This window comes from Duganella aquatilis (assembly GCF_009674565.1).
GTDB lineage: Bacteria > Pseudomonadota > Gammaproteobacteria > Burkholderiales > Burkholderiaceae_D > Rugamonas > Rugamonas aquatilis.
In genome coordinates, this window is record NZ_WKJL01000035.1 from 1 (window position 1) to 17,488 (window position 17,488).

Here is a 17,488-nt window from a genome sequence, read left to right on the forward strand (position 1 = left end):
TGGGCTACGGCGTGCTGGGGCTGACCGGCTGGCGCATGCCGGTGGCGCCGAGTGCCGAGCGCTGGGCCGGGCCGCTGGCCGGCGCCGCCACCGGCGTCATGGCCGGCGTGACCGGCGTGTTCGTGATGCCGGTCGCGCCCTATCTGCAGGCGCTGAACCTGGACAAGGACCAGCTGATACAGGCGCTGGGCATGGCCTTCACCGTCTCCACGCTGGCGCTGGCCGTGATGTTGACGGTGCGCGGCGAATGGCATGCGGCGGCGGCCGGCGGCTCGCTGCTGGCGCTGATTCCGGCCATGGCCGGCATGCAGCTGGGCCAGTGGCTGCGCAACCGCATGCAGCCGGCGCTGTTCCGCCGCTGCTTCTTCATCGCTCTGCTGGCGCTGGGTGCGCACCAGTTGGTGCGACTCTAGAAATTGACTTTGCCGCGCATCTGTTTGCGCTCGCCGTCCCTGGCCTTGCCTTCGAGGCGGCGGCGCTGCGAGCCGAGCGTGGGCTTGGTGGCGCGGCGCACGGTGGGCAGCACGGCGATGCTGTCGACCATCTCCTGCAGGCGGCGCAGCGCGTCCTGCTTGTTGGCGCCCAGGCTGCGCGACTGCTGCGCCTTCATCACCACCACGCCTTCGCGCGTGATGCGGCTGTCGCGCAGGGCCAGCAGGCGTTCCTTGATGTGGGCCGGCAGCGACGAGGCGGCGATGTCGAAGCGCACGTGCACGGCGTTCGACACCTTGTTCACGTTCTGGCCGCCCGGCCCCTGGGCGCGGATGGCGGTGAATTCCACTTCGTCGGGATTGATGAGGTTCATGCAGCGATTGTAGCAAACACGCCCGCGCACCGGTGAAGGTTGATGCCTGTCAACGCTTGCGGCGGCGCGCGCGGTTAGGATGACATTTGCTGTTCTCCGAACGAAAGGATCATCATGTCTTCTTCGACAACGCAGGCCAGCGCCGGTGCGGCGCAGCAGTATCTGGTATTCCGGCTCGGCGGACTCGATTACGCGCTGGACTTCAACAAGGTGCAGGAGCTGCGGCCCTTGCAGGCGCTGGAGCGCTTTTCGTCGGATGACGGCGAGATTATCAGCGGCGTGGTGGTGTCGCGCGGCGTGATCATGCCGATCGTCGACATGCGCATCGCTTTCGGTCCGCGCCCGCCGCAGCACGATCCGCTGACGGATGTGATCATCCTCAAATTGTCGAGCTGCGTGATGGGGATGGTGGTGGATGGCGTGACCGACATCGTGGCGCTGAAGCTGGAACAGATCGAGCCGATCGCCGGGGCGGCGGCGGTGGATTACCTGATCGGCATCAGCGAGGTGGAAGGGCGCCGCCTGATCGTGGTGGACATCGACAAGCTGATGTCCATCCGCAAAGTGCAGTTCGGCGCCCGCCAGGCGGCGTAGGCCGCCGCTGGTTTAGCCCAGCGCTTCCATCTGCTCCTGCAGTTCCAGCCATTGCGCTTCCAGCTCGCCCAGGTCCTTGGTGAAGAACGACTGGTCGGCCAGCGCCTGTTTCAGCTTGGCCTTGTTGGCGGCTTCGTAGATCGATTCCTCGCCCAGCTTGGCGTCAATCTCGGCCTTCTGCGCGCTGCGCTTGGCGATCTGCTCGTCCAGGCGTTTGATCTTCTGCTCCAGCGGCTTGCGCAGCGCGGACAGGCGCTGGCGCTCTTCCGCCTCCTTGCGCTTCTGTTCCTTGCTGTTGGCGGCCGCCGCGGCCGGATCGGCCTTGGCCGGCGCCACCGGCGACTGCACCGGGAACTCGGTCTTGTTGTCCTTGCCCGCCGCCGGCAGCACGTCGGTGCCTTTACCCAGCTTGGTCTGGAACAGCCAGTCCTTGTAGTCATCCAGGTCGCCGTCGAACGGCTGCAGCTTGCCGTCGGCGACGATGATGAACTGGTCGGTGGTGGCGCGCAGCAGGTGGCGATCGTGGGACACCACCACCAGCGTGCCTTCGAACTGCGCCAGCGCTTCGGTCAGCGCCTCGCGGGTTTCCAGGTCCAGGTGATTGGTCGGTTCATCGAGCAGCAGCAGGTTGGGGCGCTGCCAGACGATCAGCGCCAGGGCCAGGCGCGCCTTCTCGCCGCCGGAAAACGGCGCGATCGAGCTGGTGACCATTGTGCCGGGGAAGTTGAAGCCGCCCAGGAAGTTGCGCAGTTCCTGCTCGCGCGTGGTCGGCGCGATCTTCGCCAGGTGCCACAGCGGCGATTCGTCGTGGCGCAGCATCTCCACCTGGTGCTGGGCGAAGTAGCCGATGTTCAGGCCCTTGCCGGTGGTCGATTCGCCGGTCAGCGGCGCGATCTCGCCGGCGATGGTCTTGATCAGCGTCGATTTGCCGGCGCCGTTCACGCCCAGCAGGCCGATGCGCTGGCCGATCTGCAGCGAGAAGTTGATGTTGTTGACGATGGTCTTGTGGGTGATGTTGCCGGTTTTCTCGTCTTCGATCTTGTAGCCGGCGTCGACGTCTTCCATCACCAGCAGCGGATTCGGCGCGTTCAGCGGCTCGCGGAATTCGAACGAGAATTCGGCGGCGGCCCGCAGCGGCGCCAGTTCTTCCATCTTGGCCAGCGCCTTCATGCGGCTCTGCGCCTGGCGGGCCTTGGAGGCCTGCGCCTTGAAGCGGTTGACGAACGATTCCAGGTGGGCGCGCTTGCGCTGCTGCTTTTCCAGCGCGCCGGCGGCCAGGATCATCTGCGCCGCGCGCTGACGTTCGAAGGCCGAGTAGTTGCCCGAGTAGCGTTTCAGCTTGCGCTCGTCGATGTGCACGACCACGTTGACGATTTCGTCGAGGAAGTCGCGATCGTGGGAGATGATCAGCAGCGTGCCGGCGTAGCGTTTCAGCCAGTCTTCCAGCCAGATGATGGCGTCCAGGTCCAGGTGATTGGTTGGTTCGTCAAGCAGCAGCAGGTCGGAAGGGCACATCAGCGCCTGCGCCAGATTCAGGCGCATGCGCCAGCCGCCGGAGAAGCTGGCCACCGGCTGCTGCATCTGGTCCAGCGAGAAGCCGAGGCCCAGCAGCAGCTGTTCGCCGCGCGACTGCACGGTGTAGGCGTCGGCGTCGGCCAGCGCGCTGTAGACTTCACCGATGGCGATGCCGTTCTCGGTCGATTCCGGCTCGCCCTCCAGGCGCGCCAGTTCGGCTTCCAGCTTGCGCAGGTTGACGTCGCCGTCGATGGCGTAGTCCAGCGCCGCGCGGTCCAGCGGCGGGGTTTCCTGCGCCACGTAAGCGACGCGCCATTTGGCCGGGAAGTCGATGTCGCCCTGGTCCGGGTGCAGCTCGCCGCGCATCATCGCGAACAGGCTGGATTTGCCGGCGCCGTTGGCGCCGATCAGACCGATCTTGTCGCCTGGGTTGAGGGTAACGTCGACTTGTTCCAGCAGCGGCTTCACGCCGCGCATCAGGCTTACTTGGTTAAAACGGATCATTGCGTATTCTTTTTAGAGTTTCAGCTGGTCGGCGGTCAGCAGGAAGACCATATCGTCGCCGTTGCTGGTGGTGAGCCAGGTCAGGCCCAGTTCACCAAACGCCGCTTCGGCAAATTCTTTTTCATTGCCGATTTCGACGATCAGCAGGCCGTCGTCGGTCAGGCGTTCGGCGGCGCCGGCCACGATGCGGCGCACGATGTCCATGCCGTCCTTGCCACCGTCCAGCGCCAGTTCAGGCTCGGCGCGGTATTCCATCGGCAGCTTGCTCATCGAGCCGGAGTTGACGTACGGCGGATTGGTGATGATCAGGTCATACTTTTTACCTGCCGGTACCTTGGCGTACAGGTCGGACTCGATCAGCGTCAGGCGGTCTTCCAGTTCGTAGGTGGCGACGTTGCGCTTGGCGACTTCCAGCGCGTCGGCCGAGATGTCGACCGCGTCGACGGTGGCGTCGGGGAAGGCATCGGCCATCATGATCGCCAGGCAGCCGGAGCCCGTGCACAGTTCCAGGATGTTCGAGACGTTTTCCGGCTCGTTGACCCACGGCGCGAAGTACTCGGGTATCAGTTCGGCGATGAAGGAGCGCGGAACGATGGTGCGCTCGTCGACGTAGAACTTGTAGGTGCCGAGGAAGGCTTCGTTGGTGATGTAGGCAGCCGGCACGCGGTCGTTGGTGCGGCGGTCGATCACGGCCAGCACGGCGGCCACTTCTTCCGGCAGCAGCTTCGCATCCAGGAAGGGATCGAGCAGGTCCAGCGGCAGCTTGAGCGTGTGCAGGATCAGATAGGCTGCTTCGTCATACGCTTCGGCGCTGCCGTGGCCGAAAAACAGCTTGGCGGTGTTGAAGCGGGTGACGGCGTAGCGCAGCAGGTCGCGCGGCGTGGTGAAAAGAGTCGTGTTCATGGCTATCTCGGTAAAACGGTCATCGGAGCCCACGCCGCGCTGCCGCTTACGTCAGCAGGTTTTCCAGCGTGCGGCGATAGATATTCTTCAGCGGATCGACAAATCGCAGCTCGATATGCTCGTCGATCTTGTGGATACTTGCGTTGGGAGGACCGAATTCTATCACCTGAGGGCAGATCTGAGCGATAAAGCGGCCGTCCGAGGTGCCGCCGGTGGTCGACAATTCGGTCTCGACGCCGGTTTCCGACTTGATCGCCGCCGACAGCGCGTCGCTCAGGGTGCCGCGCGGCGTCAGGAACGGCAGGCCACTCAGCGCCCATTTCAGGTCGTAGTGCAGATGATGCTTGTCCAGGATGGCGTGCACGCGGCGCTTCAGTTCCTCGTGGGTGCTGGCGGTGGAGAAGCGGAAGTTGAAGTCGATGACCATCTCGCCGGGGATGACGTTGTTGGCGCCGGTGCCGGCGTTAATGTTCGACATCTGCCAGGAGGTCGGCAGGTAGTACTCGTTGCCGTGGTCCCAGACCTCGGCCACCAGCTCGGCCAGCGCCGGCGCGGCCAGGTGGATCGGGTTCTTGGCCAGCTGCGGATAGGCGATGTGGCCTTGCACGCCCTTGATCGTCAGCTTGCCGGACAGCGAGCCGCGACGGCCGTTCTTGATCATGTCGCCCAGCGTCTCGTCCGAGGTCGGCTCGCCGACGATGCAGTAGTCGATGGTCTCGCCGCGTTCCTTCAGCAGGTTGCAGACAATGACGGTGCCGTCGGTGGCCGGGCCTTCTTCATCGCTGGTGATCAGGAAGGCGATCGAGCCTTTGTGGTCGGCGTGCTTGGCGATGAACTCCTCGCAGGCGACGACGAAGGCGGCGATCGAGGTTTTCATGTCGGCGGCGCCGCGGCCATACAGCTTGCCGTCGCGGTGGGTGGGCGTGAAGGGCTGCGAGCGCCATTGCTCGATCGGGCCGGTTGGCACCACGTCGGTGTGGCCGGCGAAGACCATCACCGGCGAGGTCGTGCCGCGACGCGCCCACAGATTGGTGACGCCGTTCGAGGCGATGGTTTCGCAGACGAAGCCGAGTGGGGTCAGCAGGTCGATCAGGTGCTGCTGGCAGCCCTTGTCGTCCGGCGTGACGGAGGACAGGGAAATCAGCTTTTCGGTCAGCGCCAGGGTCTTGGAAGGAGTCATATCAGCCATTGAAAATTTGTTGGTACTGCGCGTCGGAGAAGCCGACGGAGAAGGCGCCGTTGTTGTCGAGTACCGGGCGCTTGATCACGGACGGGTTTTCCAGCATCAGGGCGATGGCCGCTTCGTCGTCGACGATGGACGCCTTGCGCTCGTCGGACAGCGCGCGCCAGGTGGTGCCCTTGCGGTTCACCAGCACATCGCGCGACAGGTGTTTCAGCCAGCCGGCGACGATCTCGCGCGTCAGGCCCTGCTTTTTGAAATCGTGGAAGACAAAGTCCTGCTGCTGGTCAGTCAGCCAGGTACGCGCTTTTTTGACGGTATCGCAGTTGGGGATGCCGTAGACGGTAATGGTCATGATAGGTCGGGAAAGTTGGACCCGGTAGGATACCATGACCAAGGACAGCGCTCATAGTTGAAATCTGCTCATCTCGCCAGCGTCTGGCTGCGATTCGATTGGTAGTGAGCGAGCTTGGTTAACGCGGCAGCGAAGGCTTCCGCGGTGCCAGTGCGCGAAAATTGGAAGCATTCCTGTATGCCTTGCGTAGAGGACAGGCATAGCTCTTCATACTGGGCGATCGGGATCTGAATATTGTTGTTGAAACGCCGATCCGGGGTGCCGTTCTTGTTCACGAAACGCCAGGTTTGGCCTACAACATTGGAGTCGGATGGAACCCCTCCGTCTTCAATGAAGCGAGTAAGTCGAGCAGTCGAATTGAGAGAGCCGTAAGTACATGCCGCCACGCGACTGCCGCTGACAATGAACACACGGTCAGGGTAAAAATATAACGAGTTGCGGCCAGCGTTTAGCCACGGAACGTCGATATTGCATTGCAGGTGGCTGATGCCGCCTTTGCCCAAAACTGCAGTCTTGCGCTGTAATGTTCTCCCTGCACCCGCGTTGTAGCGTCCATCCAGGACCTGGCCGCTGGCCAAAACGCGCCAGGAGGCTTTGCATTGATATAAACCTGCGAAGCTGCTTAACACTTGTTCATATACGTGCTCGGCTCCGCTGTCGAAGTCATAGAAGAGAACAGTGCTGCGGCGCGCTTCATCCCACATATATAGCCAGAAAGTGCCAACGGCGACCATTATCGACAGGGCCAATAACACGCCAGTCATTATTGGACTGGAAGGGCTGTCTTCGCGTAATAGGTACCACAGCATGCCGATGAAAATCAGTGGCCAGTACCATATGGCCATTTTGCTCCGCTTGCTATTGATTTCCTCCACGATGTCGACCGAATCTGCATCGGAGAGGTGGCTGACGTCTGCTGACTGAATAACTTCCAGCGGCGCGACAGTGGCGCTGCCACTAGGGATGAAACGCTCTCCGGGACGCGGTTCCGCATCGCTTCTTGGTACCTGTAAAGATGCTGTTTCACCCGCCTTTGGATAGTTTGTCGAGTCCTTGCGGTATGTGAATCTGCCGCCTGCCATCGAAATATAGTTGCCGCGCGGACCTGTGCCGACACGAAACCCAGGTATTCCAACAGATACTCCAATTCCAGAGCCGGAAAGATTGAAGTTGAAAGGCCCGGCTTTAATAGTCTTTCTAAATGATAACCCCATATATATCGACCCTACGTTGGCACATCACTAATGCGAGCGAGGATTTTAGAATAGCATTTTGCCTTAGTGAAAAAATGCACAAAATCTCACTAAGAGATCGGGTGTCGCGAGGGGTGGGTGTTGGGTATCTCTTTCGGCAATTTGTTCTAAATGAGTCTAAAACAGGATAGTAAAGTCTAGAGTGGTCTAATAATCATAGATTTGGGTCTAAAATGCGCTGTAATTTTGAGCCGATAATCTAAACCGTTCTAGTTTTTGGACTTCAAAGTCTAAAACGAACGATAATCGGGTGCCGCAATCTAACTTTTAGACCAATTGCGGAGGGCTTATCATGGCATATATACCGAAGGCTGCTGTATATCTTTCCCTCATCGATTTTCAGGAGTTGGAATTTCATTTGTTGGCGACAAGGCCGGGCGTCACGGTGGAAGATTTTGTGAGTGAGCTTGTTCATCGCTGGCTGGCGATTGAGAAGGAGCGGCTGGCGCTGCGACAGAACGGCCCGTCGATGCGAGGTTTTCAGTGGAAGAGCGTATTTCTGCCTGATGGCACCAGTCTGCGAACGCAGCACAATCAGACTATTGAATTTGCCAAAGTGGTTGGTGACCATATCCGTTCCGAGGAGGGCGAGTTATTGACGCCATCTTTTATGGCGAATCGCTACGCCAAGGGGCGCAATGCCTGGCGCTGTATCTGGCTGCGATTTCCTGGCGAAAGCTACTGGATACGCGCCGACGATTACCGCAGGCGCTTTGAAGAGAGGCATCTGAATGAGTCTAAAAGTTGGGCTACAGAACGAGATTCTGGAGCGTTTTAGACTTTAGGGGTGTAAAAATCGACCGTTTTAGATTTTTATCCCGATTTTATGGAGTGTTTTAGACTGCGCCCGCTCATTTTTAGAGCGTGTTAGAGCACTGCGGTCTGGATTAGATCGAATTAGACCAAATTGCGGCGAGGAATACCCAGCCCTGCGCCGCGTCCATCAGGCGCGCAATTCGCGTTCGATCGCTTCTTTCAGCAGGGCGTCGTCGGTGGTGGTGTCGGGCGCGAAGCGGCCGACGACTTTGCCTTCTTTGCTGATCAGGAATTTCTCGAAGTTCCACAGCACGTCGCTCGGATTGTCCTGCTTGATGCCGTAGCCGGCCAGCTTGGCGCGGAAGTCGCTGCCTGGCTTTTCCTGCGCCTGCGGCTGTTCTTCGATCAGGCGCTGGTACAGCGGATGCTGGCCCGGACCCTTGACGACGATCTTCTCGAACATCGGAAACTTGACGCTGAATTTGCTGGTGCAGAAGGCGGCGATTTCCTCGTTGGTGCCCGGTTCCTGCGCGCCGAATTCGTTGGCGGGGAAGCCCGCCACCACCAGACCCTCGGCCTGCTTTTCCTCGTACAGCTTTTCCAGGCCTTCGTACTGCGGCGTCAAGCCGCAGGCGGAAGCCACGTTCACCACCAGCACGACTTTGCCGCGATAGGCGCCGATGCTGGTTTCTTCGCCGTCGATGCGGCGCACTGGAATGTCGTAGACAGCTTGGCTCATATGGACCTCAAGTATTCAGGGTGAATTCGGTGAAGGACGCTTCGCTCGTCGTCGGCTTGGCCTCAGGTTCGGCTGCCTGCGCGGTTTTGCTGTCCGGGCCATTATTCAATAGCCACAGCAGGTTGGTGGCGGAATCGGCGTTGGCCAGCGCTTCGTCCTGGCTGATCTGGCCATCCTGCACCAGCTTGAGCAAGGCCTGCTCGAACGATTGCGAGCCGGGCGACATGCTCTTTTCCATGGCCTCCTTGATCTGGCCGATTTCGCCCTTTTCGATCAGGTCGGAGATGTAGCGGGTGTTGACCATCACTTCCACCGCCGCCGAGCGCGTGCCGCCGTTGGCCGAGCGGACCAGCCGCTGCGAGACGATGGCCTTGACGGTGGTCGACAGATCCTGCAGCAGCGCCGCGCGGTTCTCCATCGGGTAGAAGCTGATGATGCGGTTCAAGGCGTTGTAGCTGTTATTCGCATGCAGCGTGGCCAGCACCAGGTGGCCCGACTGCGCGTACGCCAATGCCGCCGCCATGGTCTCCTTGTCGCGGATCTCGCCGATCAGGATGCAGTCCGGTGCCTGGCGCATGGAGTTGCGCAGCGCGGTGGCAAAGTCCTTGGCGTCGCTGCCGATCTCGCGCTGGTTGACGATGGATTTTTTATTCCGGAACAGGTACTCGATCGGATCTTCCAGCGTCAGGATATGGCCGGAGCGCAGTTCGTTGCGGTGATCGAGCATCGAGGCGATGGTGGTCGATTTGCCGGAGCCGGTGGAACCCACCAGCAGCAGCAAGCCGCGCTTTTCCATGATCAGCTCCGACAGCACCGGCGGCAGCTGCAAGTCGGCCAGCACCGGGATGTTGGCGGGCACAAAGCGGAACACGGCGGAGATCGAGCCGCGCTGCTTGAAGGCGGACAGGCGGAAGCGGCCCAGGTTGGGCACCGACACGCCCATGTTCAATTCATTGGTGGCTGCCAGTTCATCCATCTGCTCCGGCGTGGCAATTTCCGCCAGCAGGGAATGGATGTTTTCCGGCTCCAGCTTCTGCTGGTTGATCGGGATGAGGTTCCCGTTGATCTTGATGTGAACCGGAGAGTTCACCGCGAAGAACATGTCTGACGCGTTCTTTTCCTTCATCAGTTGGAACAGGCGGTCCATGGCCATGGCGAATCTCCGGTTTTTACGGCATTAAACGCCGCGCAGCAGTTCGTTGATGCTGGTTTTGGAGCGGGTTTGCGCATCGACGCGCTTGACGATCACCGCGCAGTACAGCGAGTATTTGCCGTCATCCGATGGCAGCGAACCCGATACCACCACCGAACCCGATGGCACGCGGCCGTAGGTGACTTCGCCGGTGGCGCGGTCGTAGATCTTGGTCGACTGGCCGATGTACACGCCCATCGAGATCACCGAGTTCTCTTCCACGATCACGCCTTCGACGATTTCCGAGCGCGCGCCGATGAAGCAGTTGTCTTCGATGATGGTCGGATTGGCCTGCATCGGCTCCAGCACGCCGCCGATGCCCACGCCACCGGACAGGTGGACGTTCTTGCCGATCTGCGCGCACGAACCGACGGTGGCCCAGGTATCGACCATCGCGCCTTCATCGACATAGGCGCCGATGTTGACGTAGGAAGGCATCAGCACCACGTTCTTGGCGATGAAGGAGCCGCGGCGCGCCACGGCTGGCGGCACCACGCGGAAGCCGCCCTTGGCGAAATCGTCGGCGGTGTAGTTGGCGAACTTGGTCGGCACCTTGTCGTAGAACTGCATGGTGCCATCCGATGGCAGCACGACGTTGTTCTCCAGGCGGAACGACAGCAGCACGGCCTTCTTGACCCACTGGTGAACCACCCAGGCGCCGGTGGCTTTGTCGGCCACGCGGATGCTGCCGTTGTCCAGGCCAGCCAGCACGTGGTTTACGGCGTCGCGCAGTTCGGCGGAACCGTTGGCCGGGTTGATGTTCGCGCGGTCTTCCCAGGCGGTTTCGATGATGTTCTGGAGTTGTTGGCTCATGATTTGACTCTTAATATTTAAAGGGACTTGCAGAATTGGACGATGCGTTGCGCCGCTTCCAGGCCTTCCGCCGTTTCGGCGACCAGCGCCATGCGGATGCGGTTGCGGCCCGGATTGATGCCGTGCGCCTCGCGCGCCAGGTAGCTACCCGGCAGCACGGTGACATTATATTCGGCATACAGGCGCTGGGCGAATTCGGTGTCGGACAGGCCGGTGCGGCTGACGTCCGCCCACAGGTAGAAGCCGGCGTCCGGCAGTTCCACGTCCAGCACTTGTTTCAGCAAAGGCGTGATGGCGTTGAACTTGGCGCGGTATTGTTCGCGGTTCTGTTCGACGTGGGTTTCGTCGTTCCAGGCAGCGATCGACGCAGCTTGCACGGAGAGGCTCATGGCGCCGCCGTGATAGGTGCGGTACAACAGGAATTTTTTCAGCACCTCGGCGTCGCCGGCGACGAAGCCCGAGCGCATGCCCGGCACGTTGGAGCGCTTCGACAGGCTGCTGAACACCACCAGGCGCGCATACGGCTGTTCGATGGTGGCGAGGCCCAGCTGGTGCGCCGCTTCCATCGCGCCCAGCGGCGGCTCGCCCTGGTAGATCTCGGAGTAGCACTCGTCGGCGGCGATGATGAAGTTGTAGCGCTCCGACAGGGCGAACAGGTTCTCCCAGTCGGTCAGCGACAGCACGGCGCCGGTCGGGTTGCCGGGCGAGCAGACGAACAGCAGCGCCACGCGCTGCCACACTTCTTCCGGAATGCTGTCGTAGTCGCAGCCAAAGTTGCGCGCCGGGTCGGAGTTGACGAAGTACGGCTCGGCGCCGGCCAGGTAGGCCGCGCCTTCATAAATCTGGTAAAACGGATTCGGGCTGACCACCAGCGATTTGGCGTCCTTGTCGATCACCGCCTGCGCCAGCGCGAACAGCGCCTCGCGCGAGCCGTTCACCGGCAGCACCTGCGTGGCCGGATTCAGCTTGGGCAGGTTGTAGCGGCGTTCCAGCCAGCCGGCGATGGCGTTGCGCATCTCGGGCGAGCCGATGGTGGTCGGATAGACGGCCAGGCCGCCGAGATTGTCGGCCAGCGCCTGTTCGATGAATTTCGGCGTAGGATGCTTGGGTTCACCCATGCCCAGGCTGATGGCCTTGTACTGCGGAGCAGGCGTGACCTGTTCAAACAGCAGGCGCAGTTTTTCAAACGGGTAGGGATGCAGCTTGTCGAGAAGTGGATTCATAGTCTTTGATTATAGCGCCTCCACGCATGCCCGGTCATCCATGCTAAATTATTAAACTATTCGGATTCACAACCTTGGACGGGACAATGGGGCAAAACGAAATTGCACTGGAGGCGCAAGTCAGCCGCAAGGTCATGGCGTGGCGGCTGGCGACGGGACTGGTGCAGGGGCTGCTGCTGTACTGGCTGTACGCCGCCGTGCGCGACGCCGCCTGGCCGTCCACCGCGCCGTACCTGATGGCACCGCTGATGACGACGCTGCTGATCCTGCCGGTGCTGCTGATTTCCAGCCTGGGCCACCTGGCGCCGCGCCAGGTGGGCGCCTGGCTGCTGGTGGCGCTGGCGGTGCTGCTGGTGCTGTCGCTGCACGACGTGTGGCGCGGATTGAACACGCATCCCTTGCTGCCCAATTCGGGGCGCAAGGAGGTCACGTCGCCGTCCGCGCTGCTGGTGGCGCTTAGCTGCGTGTTCTTCTTCATCGCCCATACGCTGGTGCTGGCCGGCGCACAGGAGCGCAAGCGCATCGCCAGCTACAACGCGTACTTTGAGATTGCCTGGAAGCTGGCTATACAACTTCTGTTCTCCGTCTTCTTTGTCGGCGCGCTGTTCCTGGTGCTGTTCATGGGCGCCAGCCTGTTCATGCTGGTCAAGCTGAAATTCCTGCGCGAGCTGCTGGAGAACGCGTGGTTCAACGTGCCGGTGGCCTTCGCCGCCTTGTCCTGCGCGATGCACGTGACGGACGTGCGGCCGGCCATCGTGCACGGCATCCGCACCTTGCTGCTGGTGCTGATGTCGTGGATATTGCCGGTGGCCGTGGTGCTGGTGACCGGCTTCCTGTGCACCTTGCCGTTCACCGGCCTGACGGCGTTGTGGGAGACGCGCCACGCCACCTCGGTGCTGCTGTCGACTGCGGCCGTGCTGCTGGTGCTGACCAACGCGGCGTTCCAGAACGGCGAAGCCATCGTGGCGCTGCCGCTGCGTGTCGGCGCGCGCACCGCCGCCATCCTGATCCTGCCGGTGACCATGGTCGGGATCTACGCGCTGGGACTGCGGGTGGCGCAGTACGGCTGGACCTCGGACCGCGTGATCGCCGCCGCCTGCCTGCTGGTGGCCTTCAGCTACGCGGCCGGCTATCTATGGGCCGCCTACCAGTACGACACCTGGCTGGCGCCGGTGGCGCTGGTGAACATCTACGTGTCCTGGCTGGTGCTGGCGGTGTTGCTGGCCTTGTTCACGCCGATCGCCGATCCGGCGCGCATCGGCGTGCATAGCCAGATGGCGCGGCTGGCCAACGGCAAGACCGCCGCCGCCAAGTTCGATTTCTACTATCTGCGCTTTGAAGGCGGCCGATACGGACGGGCCGCGCTGGAGGAACTGAAACGCAGCACCGGCCCGGACGCCGCGCTGCTGCAGCGCGAAGCCGCCAGCTTCCTGGCGATGGAGGATGCGGACCGCTGGCATCCGCCGGCGCGGTCGACCGCGCCGGTGTCCGTCGCCGCCAATATGACCGTGTGGCCGGCGGGCGCGCAACTGCCGGACAGCTTCCTGGCGCAGAAATGGGATGCACTGAAGGACAATCAAAAGCCCGACTGCCTGACCAGCAAGGATGCCAGGTGCGACGCCTTCCTGCTGGATGCGGACGGCGACGGCAAGCCGGAGGTGCTGCTGGTGGATCAGTCGCGCATGCGCGCCGGCCAGCTGTTCGCGCAGGGCGGCGACGGTAACTGGGCGGGCGTCGCCAGCATGGCGTATGGCGACGTTCTCTGTCCGCCGCTGCTGGAAAAGCTGCGCAAGGGAGAATACAGCCTGGTCGCGCCGCCGTTCAAGCAACTGAATGTCGGCGGGCGGCGCGTGGCGTTCGAGCCCAGCGCCGCACCGGTGGTGGAGTGCTCCACGCTTAAATAATCGGCCGCAGCTCAGTGATGGCGCGCGTTCAACTGCCGCACCAGCACGTCGCCGAATTCCGGCGCGGACATCGGCTGCTGGCCGGTGATCAGTTCGCGGTCGACAATGACATTGCTATGCCAGTTGGCGACGCCGTCGACGTGCGCGCCTGCTTCCGCCAGCGCGTTCACCGGGTAGAACTGCACATTGCCACCGAGGCCGGACGGGCCTTCCAGCTGCTGCTCCTCGCCGGTGGAGAACACCGTCAGGCGATAGCCGGCATAAGGCCAGCCGGCCGCCAGCGCGTTGGCCTTGCCGTCATTGGCCGCCATCGAGGCAAGGAAGGCATCCGGGTCGCCTAGCGCAGACAGCAGCACGACTGGACCGTGGCAGATGATGCCGGTGGGGCGGCCGGTTTGATGGAAACTGGCGAGTATCCGGCCCAGGTTGCGGTCCTTCAGCAGGTCGGCCATCGGCGCGTGGCCGCCGGGGATGAACAGGCCGACATAGCTGTCCGTGCCCTCGGCCGCGATGGAGGCCAGGGTCTTAGGATGCTTCAGCTGCGCCAGGCCTTGCGCGTATTGCTCCGCATTGGCGCGCGCCGCATCGTCGCCGCCGAAGAACATCTTGTTGTTCGAATTGACGTCCATGACCGGCAGGTCGCCTTTCGGATTGGCGATCACCGGCTCGTAGCCGGCTTCCACCAGCTTGCGGTAAGGGACCACGAACTCGTTGAGATAGTAGCCGGTCGCGTAGCTCTTGCCGTCGCGTAGGGCCAGCTCGTGGGCGCTGGACATGACGACCAGCACCTTGCCCTTGGATTGGGCCGACGCCGAAAGCGGCATGGCGAAAGCCGTCGCCATGGCGAAAGCGGCTGCACTGATTTTGAGGATGCGCATGATGATGCTCCTTGAATGTTGATGGATTCAGACTTTGCCGGCCGGCGCGGCGACGTAGCGTGGCGCCGGCCTGGCGTTGGCGAATTGCGGCGCCAGCGCGCGGCGCCCGGCCTCCCAGCGGGTCCATTGTTCACCGTCGTGCAGCGTCGGAATGGTCACCAGTTCGCCCTGATCGAGGCCGGCCAGCGCCGCGTCGACCAGGTCGGCGGCAGTCATCGTGCTGGCGGCGTCCTTTTGCTTGGGATAGCCGGCGACGTCCCAGAATTCAGTGGCGGTGGCCGCCGGCAGCACGGTCTGGACGCGCACGCCCTTGTCGGCGAGATCGCGCTGCAGCGTGTGGCCGAAACTGAGCACATAGGACTTCGACGCGCTGTAGACGCCATTCAGCGCCTCCACCGCGATGGCGACGGCGGAACTGATGTTGATGATGGTGCCGGCGCCCCTGGCGGCGAACACCGGCGCGATGGCATAGGTCAGCCGCGTCAGCGCGGTGATGTTCAGGTAGATCATCGCTTCCATTTCGTCGACGTCGGCGTTCAGCACCGAGGCCACTGAGCCGACACCGGCGTTATTCACCAGCATGGTGATGCGCTGGTCCTCGCGCAGGACGGTTTCGATTTTGGCGAGTCCCGACTTGTCGTTGAGGTCCGCCACGATGGTGCTGATCGCGCGGCCGGTTTCTGCGCTCAGGTGGGACGCCAGCGTCGCCAGGCGGTCGGCGTTGCGGCCGGTGAGGATCAGGTCATAGCCGCGCTTTGCCAGGCGGTCGGCGTACACGGCGCCAATGCCGGCGGATGCGCCGGTGATCAATGCGGTGCCTTTCGGGGAGTTCGAGGTATTCATATCGTTTCTCTTTCAGGTTGGTCGCGCGACGGAATGTCGGGATAGGTGCCCATTCTGAGCCGGAAGCGATTTGTCCTCAATGACGTAGATGCCATGATTCAGGACATGATATATTCCTGGAATTGTGACGATCACGCGCGGAGCAGCCATGCACACAGTCGGACTCCTGGTCTACCCGAATTTCCAGGCACTGGGCCTCGCCGTGGCGAGCGTTTTCGAATACGCGAACCTGTTCCGGGGCGAGAAGGCCTACCAGTTTCGCCTGGTGTCCGAGGACGGCGGCCCGGTCATGACGTCGCAGAGCTTTTCGGTCAACACCGAGCGGCTGCGCGACGCCAGCTACGACACGCTGATCGTCGCTGGCGACAACGAATGCCATCTTCCGCCGGACAGCCTGCTGGATTATCTGCGCGACGCGCCAAGCCGCAGCCGGCGCGTCGCGGCGATTTGCACCGGTGCGGTGGTGCTGGCCGCCGCCGGACTGCTGGAAGGGAAGCGCGCCACCACGCACTGGTTCCATGCCCAGGAATTCAAGAAGCAGTATCCCAACGTGCTGCTCGACGAAGACCGCATCTTCGTGGTGGACGGCCAGATCTGGACCTCGGCCGGCATGACCGCGGGCGTCGATCTGGCGCTGGCCATCGTCGAAAAGGATTTCGGCCTGGAGACCGCGCGCATGGTCGCGCGCAAGCTGGTGGTGTATCAGCGGCGCGGCGGCGGGCAGTCGCAGTTCTCGGCGCTGCTGGAGCTGGACGCCAAGTCGGACCGGGTGCAGATGGCGCTGGCCCACGTCCGCGAAAATCTCGCCGGCGAGCTGACGGTGGAAAGCCTGGCCGACGTCGCGCGACTCAGCCCACGCCAGTTCAGCCGGGTGTTTCGCGAGGAGACCGGCCAGTCGCCGGCCAAGGCCATCGAACGCCTGCGCGTGGAAGCGGCGCGGCTGATGATGGAAACGACGCGCCATCCGATCGAAGTCATTGCGCGGGAGACCGGCTTCGGCGACCGGGAACGGATGCGGCAGGCGTTTCTGCGTGCCTTCGGGCAGCCTCCACAGGCCATACAGCGGGCGTCGGCGGGAGAGGCGCTGGCCATGTGACGATGGCGGCTGCCGCCTAATCGCGCAGGAAAGCTTCGGCGAATTCGTCGGAAAAAATATCGGCCAGCGCAAGCCGCAGCGCTGCCGCGCGGTCGGCGCCATAGGTCTTTTCAAAGCGCGTCTGCGCTGTTCGCCACAGCAGGTTGGCCTCATCCAGCTTGGCGCTGCCCGACGGCGTCAGCGCGACGCGCCGGCTGCGGCCATCCTTCTCATCCCTGGCCTGCACGAGATAGCCATCGCGTTCCAGCGGTTTCAGATTGTGCGCCAGCGCCGAACGGTCCAGCACCATGGCGTGCGCCAGCTCCGACATCGTCGGCGTTCCCGCCCGCTGCACATGGACCAGCACCGAGCGCTGGGAAATGGTCAGCCCGCACGGAGCCAGCAGGTTGTCGTACAGCTGGGTCACGCGGCGGCTGGCCTTGCGCAGCGCGGCGCCGTTACAGACCAGGGGGTCTTTGATGCTTTGCCGGGTCAATGCCTGTCTCCCATCACTTCGTTCTCGGACCACTCCGGACTGAAGCCGCCCAGGGTTGGATGATACATCTCGTCGCCGGAGTGCTGGGTGAACTCGACGTTCAGCCGGTCCTCGCGCAAGCCGAGGATGTCGATGCAGTCGGCGCACAGCGCCTTGGCCACCTCCATGCGCAGCTCGGCGCTACGGCCCTTGCGGATATCGCACATCAGCACCGACACGGGGACTGGCTCGCCATCCACCACGCGCCAGACGCCGCCTTGGCCCACCTCGCGGATGGCGATGCTGATGCGGCGGATATCAACGGTCATCAGCCGGGCATAGGTGGCGGCCATTCTACCGGCCAGTGTTTTTTTAAGGTCGACAGGGTAGCTGTCGTTGACGTCCAACTGCAAGTAAGGCATGGCGTATCTCCCTGGTTCGCGACAAGGCACATACGTGCATATGCCAGTATCTTAATTTA

At 62.5% G+C, this 17,488-nt stretch carries 19 protein-coding genes; 5 read left to right on the forward strand and 14 right to left on the reverse strand.

All coding sequences use genetic code 11. The features are described from left to right. A partial coding sequence (locus tag GJ698_RS27630) for a sulfite exporter TauE/SafE family protein (protein WP_154361067.1) occupies positions 1-413 on the forward strand: 413 nt, incomplete at its 5' end. On the opposite strand, the gene arfB is transcribed toward GJ698_RS27630, so the two are convergent. Then, positions 410-805 (reverse strand): alternative ribosome rescue aminoacyl-tRNA hydrolase ArfB, encoded by a 396-nt coding sequence (gene arfB / locus GJ698_RS27635; protein WP_154361068.1) that lies wholly within the window; start codon positions 803-805, stop codon positions 410-412. The genes GJ698_RS27630 and arfB overlap by 4 nt on opposite strands. A gap of 114 nt (positions 806-919) precedes the next feature. Here arfB and GJ698_RS27640 point away from each other — a divergent pair, with 114 nt between their 5' ends. After that, entirely contained in the window at positions 920-1,399 is a 480-nt protein-coding gene (locus GJ698_RS27640) for a chemotaxis protein CheW (RefSeq protein WP_154361069.1), read from the forward strand. A gap of 12 nt (positions 1,400-1,411) precedes the next feature. Here GJ698_RS27640 and GJ698_RS27645 read toward each other — a convergent pair whose 3' ends face one another. The 5 genes from GJ698_RS27645 to GJ698_RS27665 all read right to left on the reverse strand — a co-directional run bounded on the left by GJ698_RS27645 (position 1,412) and on the right by GJ698_RS27665 (position 7,070). Continuing rightward, the gene (locus GJ698_RS27645; protein WP_154361070.1) at positions 1,412-3,418 is read right to left on the reverse strand and encodes an ATP-binding cassette domain-containing protein; all 2,007 of its coding nucleotides are present in this window, start codon (positions 3,416-3,418) and stop codon (positions 1,412-1,414) included. 12 nt (positions 3,419-3,430) lie between these two features. Then, the gene (gene prmB / locus GJ698_RS27650) at positions 3,431-4,321 is read right to left on the reverse strand and encodes a 50S ribosomal protein L3 N(5)-glutamine methyltransferase (protein WP_154361071.1); all 891 of its coding nucleotides are present in this window, start codon (positions 4,319-4,321) and stop codon (positions 3,431-3,433) included. A 46-nt stretch (positions 4,322-4,367) separates the two neighbouring features. Beyond that, complete coding sequence (dapE, locus tag GJ698_RS27655) at positions 4,368-5,501, reverse strand: succinyl-diaminopimelate desuccinylase (protein WP_154361113.1); 1,134 nt, start codon at positions 5,499-5,501, stop codon at positions 4,368-4,370. Position 5,502: 1 nt separating this feature from the next. Further along, positions 5,503-5,856, reverse strand: coding sequence for an ArsC family reductase (locus tag GJ698_RS27660; protein WP_154361072.1), 354 nt, complete (start codon positions 5,854-5,856; stop codon positions 5,503-5,505). A 68-nt stretch (positions 5,857-5,924) separates the two neighbouring features. Then, entirely contained in the window at positions 5,925-7,070 is a 1,146-nt protein-coding gene (locus GJ698_RS27665; protein ID WP_154361073.1) for a DUF4236 domain-containing protein, read from the reverse strand. A 331-nt stretch (positions 7,071-7,401) separates the two neighbouring features. Here GJ698_RS27665 and GJ698_RS27670 point away from each other — a divergent pair, with 331 nt between their 5' ends. Then, positions 7,402-7,887: a hypothetical protein gene (locus tag GJ698_RS27670; RefSeq protein ID WP_154361074.1), complete on the forward strand. Its 486-nt coding sequence runs from the start codon at positions 7,402-7,404 to the stop codon at positions 7,885-7,887. 165 nt (positions 7,888-8,052) lie between these two features. Here GJ698_RS27670 and GJ698_RS27675 read toward each other — a convergent pair whose 3' ends face one another. From GJ698_RS27675 to dapC, 4 genes are read right to left on the reverse strand one after another with little or no spacing between them, the layout of a single operon-like run. Continuing rightward, positions 8,053-8,604, reverse strand: coding sequence for a glutathione peroxidase (locus tag GJ698_RS27675; protein ID WP_154361075.1), 552 nt, complete (start codon positions 8,602-8,604; stop codon positions 8,053-8,055). A 7-nt stretch (positions 8,605-8,611) separates the two neighbouring features. After that, positions 8,612-9,757, reverse strand: a complete 1,146-nt coding sequence (locus tag GJ698_RS27680) for a PilT/PilU family type 4a pilus ATPase (protein ID WP_154361076.1) — start codon at positions 9,755-9,757, stop codon at positions 8,612-8,614. A 24-nt stretch (positions 9,758-9,781) separates the two neighbouring features. Beyond that, entirely contained in the window at positions 9,782-10,609 is an 828-nt protein-coding gene (dapD, locus tag GJ698_RS27685) for a 2,3,4,5-tetrahydropyridine-2,6-dicarboxylate N-succinyltransferase (protein WP_154361077.1), read from the reverse strand. A 17-nt stretch (positions 10,610-10,626) separates the two neighbouring features. Next, a complete protein-coding gene (gene dapC, locus GJ698_RS27690; RefSeq protein ID WP_154361078.1) occupies positions 10,627-11,832 on the reverse strand; it encodes a succinyldiaminopimelate transaminase in 1,206 nt (401 codons plus the stop codon). Between the two features lie 86 nt (positions 11,833-11,918). On the opposite strand from dapC, the gene GJ698_RS27695 reads away from it, so the two are divergent. Further along, positions 11,919-13,736: a DUF4153 domain-containing protein gene (locus tag GJ698_RS27695; RefSeq protein ID WP_154361079.1), complete on the forward strand. Its 1,818-nt coding sequence runs from the start codon at positions 11,919-11,921 to the stop codon at positions 13,734-13,736. A gap of 11 nt (positions 13,737-13,747) precedes the next feature. Here GJ698_RS27695 and GJ698_RS27700 read toward each other — a convergent pair whose 3' ends face one another. Further along, positions 13,748-14,614: a type 1 glutamine amidotransferase domain-containing protein gene (locus GJ698_RS27700; protein ID WP_154361080.1), complete on the reverse strand. Its 867-nt coding sequence runs from the start codon at positions 14,612-14,614 to the stop codon at positions 13,748-13,750. Positions 14,615-14,641: 27 nt separating this feature from the next. Then, positions 14,642-15,457 carry an SDR family NAD(P)-dependent oxidoreductase gene (locus GJ698_RS27705; protein ID WP_154361081.1) on the reverse strand — a complete coding sequence of 272 codons (816 nt, stop codon included), beginning with the start codon at positions 15,455-15,457 and terminating at the stop codon, positions 14,642-14,644. Between the two features lie 148 nt (positions 15,458-15,605). On the opposite strand from GJ698_RS27705, the gene GJ698_RS27710 reads away from it, so the two are divergent. Further along, positions 15,606-16,553 (forward strand): GlxA family transcriptional regulator, encoded by a 948-nt coding sequence (locus GJ698_RS27710; protein ID WP_154361082.1) that lies wholly within the window; start codon positions 15,606-15,608, stop codon positions 16,551-16,553. Between the two features lie 16 nt (positions 16,554-16,569). Here the strand turns inward: GJ698_RS27710 and GJ698_RS27715 are convergent, their stop codons facing one another. Both GJ698_RS27715 and GJ698_RS27720 read right to left on the reverse strand, forming a co-directional pair. Continuing rightward, positions 16,570-17,028, reverse strand: a complete 459-nt coding sequence (locus GJ698_RS27715; RefSeq protein WP_154361083.1) for a MarR family winged helix-turn-helix transcriptional regulator — start codon at positions 17,026-17,028, stop codon at positions 16,570-16,572. Continuing rightward, entirely contained in the window at positions 17,025-17,429 is a 405-nt protein-coding gene (locus GJ698_RS27720) for a tautomerase family protein (RefSeq protein WP_154361084.1), read from the reverse strand. Before GJ698_RS27720 ends, GJ698_RS27715 begins: the two co-directional genes overlap by 4 nt. Between the last annotated feature and the right edge of the window lie 59 nt (positions 17,430-17,488).

Coding starts and splice junctions, on each gene's coding strand:
- prmB (WP_154361071.1), bottom strand. CDS start 4,321: ATGAACACGACTCTTTTCACCACGCCGCGCGACCTGCTGCGCTACGCC.
- GJ698_RS27665 (WP_154361073.1), bottom strand. CDS start 7,070: ATGGGGTTATCATTTAGAAAGACTATTAAAGCCGGGCCTTTCAACTTC.
- GJ698_RS27675 (WP_154361075.1), bottom strand. CDS start 8,604: ATGAGCCAAGCTGTCTACGACATTCCAGTGCGCCGCATCGACGGCGAA.
- dapE (WP_154361113.1), bottom strand. CDS start 5,501: ATGACTCCTTCCAAGACCCTGGCGCTGACCGAAAAGCTGATTTCCCTG.
- GJ698_RS27705 (WP_154361081.1), bottom strand. CDS start 15,457: ATGAATACCTCGAACTCCCCGAAAGGCACCGCATTGATCACCGGCGCA.
- GJ698_RS27640 (WP_154361069.1), top strand. CDS start 920: ATGTCTTCTTCGACAACGCAGGCCAGCGCCGGTGCGGCGCAGCAGTAT.
- GJ698_RS27670 (WP_154361074.1), top strand. CDS start 7,402: ATGGCATATATACCGAAGGCTGCTGTATATCTTTCCCTCATCGATTTT.
- dapD (WP_154361077.1), bottom strand. CDS start 10,609: ATGAGCCAACAACTCCAGAACATCATCGAAACCGCCTGGGAAGACCGC.
- GJ698_RS27660 (WP_154361072.1), bottom strand. CDS start 5,856: ATGACCATTACCGTCTACGGCATCCCCAACTGCGATACCGTCAAAAAA.
- dapC (WP_154361078.1), bottom strand. CDS start 11,832: ATGAATCCACTTCTCGACAAGCTGCATCCCTACCCGTTTGAAAAACTG.
- GJ698_RS27720 (WP_154361084.1), bottom strand. CDS start 17,429: ATGCCTTACTTGCAGTTGGACGTCAACGACAGCTACCCTGTCGACCTT.
- GJ698_RS27710 (WP_154361082.1), top strand. CDS start 15,606: ATGCACACAGTCGGACTCCTGGTCTACCCGAATTTCCAGGCACTGGGC.
- arfB (WP_154361068.1), bottom strand. CDS start 805: ATGAACCTCATCAATCCCGACGAAGTGGAATTCACCGCCATCCGCGCC.
- GJ698_RS27700 (WP_154361080.1), bottom strand. CDS start 14,614: ATGCGCATCCTCAAAATCAGTGCAGCCGCTTTCGCCATGGCGACGGCT.
- GJ698_RS27645 (WP_154361070.1), bottom strand. CDS start 3,418: ATGATCCGTTTTAACCAAGTAAGCCTGATGCGCGGCGTGAAGCCGCTG.
- GJ698_RS27680 (WP_154361076.1), bottom strand. CDS start 9,757: ATGGCCATGGACCGCCTGTTCCAACTGATGAAGGAAAAGAACGCGTCA.
- GJ698_RS27695 (WP_154361079.1), top strand. CDS start 11,919: ATGGGGCAAAACGAAATTGCACTGGAGGCGCAAGTCAGCCGCAAGGTC.